General features: G+C 38.2%; 2 other annotated features.

The annotated features are described in order from the left end of the window. Window positions 1–407 precede the first annotated feature (407 nt). Window positions 408–653: a binding site (T-box leader), on the forward strand. Window positions 654–970: 317 nt separating this feature from the next. Then, window positions 971–1,216, forward strand: a binding site (T-box leader). The last annotated feature ends 138 nt before the right edge of the window (window positions 1,217–1,354 follow it).

Genomic DNA, 1,354 nt, shown 5'->3' on the forward strand with positions numbered 1-1,354 from the left:
AAGCGTAGAAGCGGTCAAATCCTTTTCGTGGCCCATGCAGGGGTAAACCGGAGGGAGGGAGCGAGAGCAGTTTCTCTTTTGTTCAATGTGGCAAACGATCGATATGTCGGAATAACAAAGTGGGCTTATATATAAATGCAACTAAAAAAATCTACATAAAAACGTTTCTTTTAGGTGGGAGAGAGCATCCGACTAAGCGTAGAAGCGGTCAAATCCTTTTCGTGGCCCATGCAGGGAGAGAGGGAGAGGGAGGGAGCGAGAGCAGTTTCCCTTTTGTTCAATATGGCAAACGATAGGTATGTCGGAATAACAAAGTGGGCTTATATAGTCGGTTATACACAGGACCCAAATTTTTTGGTCTTGCAAAACTCAACTGACATAGATATAATGTATTTTAAATTCATAAGCAATAAGTAATGATGAGGACAAGGGTTATTTATTACGATTTACAGAGAGGGAAATCTTTGGCTGTGAGTTTCCTAGTACGAATAAATATACTTACCACCTCTGAACTTCGACAGTGAACAGTGATACTAAGTAGTTGTTGACGGAAAAATCCGTTATCAGATTCTTGAGAGACAAAATAACTTAGGATAAGTAGGTTGTTTTGTTGAAACAAGGGTGGAACCACGAATTCAACACTCGTCCCTTACTTTGGGACGGGTGTTTTTTATTTATCAACATATAGAAAGAAAAGTAATACAAACGACTATCAAGAATGATTATAGTCGTAAAATAATGAAATCTATATACAACTGAATAAAAAAACCGTCTTTTTTAGTGGGGCGAGATCATCCGGCGACGTGTGGAGGCGGTCAAACCCTTGTAGTGGTCTATGCAAGGGTAAACCATAGATAGGAAGAAAGCGCCAATGCCGTTTTGCTGTACCCAGCACATTGAAATGTCGAAATCATAAATCATTCATATATATGTGGTTGTATATTCAGATTTTTTATTTTAAATTCATAAGCAACAAGTAATGATGAGGACAAGAGTTATTTATTGCGATTTACAGAGAGGGAAATCTTTGGCTGTGAGTTTCCTAATACGAATAAATGTACTTACCACCTCTGAACTTCAACAGTGAACAGTGATACTAAGTAATTGTTGACGGAAAAACCCGTTATCAGATTCTTGAGAGACAAAATAACTTAGGATAAGTATGTTGTTTTGTTGAAACAAGGGTGGAACCACGAATTCAACACTCGTCCCTTACTTTGGGACGGGTGTTTTTTATTTACCAACATATAGGAGGAGAGAAAATGAAGAAGAAATCAGTAAAAGTAGGTTTAATAGGATTGGGAACAGTTGGAACAGGTGTGGTTCGAATTGTATCAGACCATCAAGAGGATTT

It is taken from the genome of Ectobacillus panaciterrae DSM 19096 (genome assembly GCF_000430785.1).
GTDB classification, from domain to species: Bacteria; Bacillota; Bacilli; order Bacillales; family Bacillaceae_G; genus Ectobacillus; species Ectobacillus panaciterrae.